Source organism: Streptococcus sp. GMD1S, from assembly GCF_000296875.1.
GTDB lineage: Bacteria > Bacillota > Bacilli > Lactobacillales > Streptococcaceae > Streptococcus.
In genome coordinates, this window is record NZ_AJQY01000441.1 from 1 (window position 1) to 527 (window position 527).

At 47.1% G+C, this 527-nt stretch carries 1 protein-coding gene; it reads right to left on the reverse strand.

Translation table 11 applies throughout. The features are described 5' to 3' along the window. Nucleotides 1-47: 47 nt before the first annotated feature. Nucleotides 48-527 (reverse strand): sugar transferase (locus GMD1S_RS10865; protein ID WP_000364042.1); only part of this gene is annotated, 480 nt, incomplete at its 5' end.

Sequence of the window (527 nt, forward strand, 5' to 3'; positions counted from 1 at the left end):
GGCATTGATTTGCTCCTTTTATCTGTACTCATTTTCTCATGACTACTTTATTTTAGCACTTCAAACACGGTTTGAAACATAATTTTGATGTCTCCAAGGAAACTAAACTCTCGGAGATAGGCGAGGTTATAGCGCATCTTTTCAGGAAGGACATGTTCGACATAGGCCTGGTCAACCGACAAGCCTTTCTCCGTCATTTGACTGATGATGGTGTCCTCATCCTTGTAGTTGATGCTGGCTGGAGAGGTGATTCCTGCTGGCAAGAGCAAGGTCGCCATCATTTCAGGGCTATACTGCTCGGTGTAACGTGGCACCTCAGGTCGTGTGCCTACAAAGGACATTTCGCCTTTAAGGACATTGACCAGCTGAGGCAGTTCGTCCAAACGCACACGTCGAATGAAATTTCCCACTTTGGTAATGCGGCTGTCGTTAGCAGAAGTCACCAGACTTCCTTTTTTATCCGCATCCGTCACCATAGTACGGAACTTCCAAATCTTGAACGGACGGTTGTACTGGGTCACGCGCTC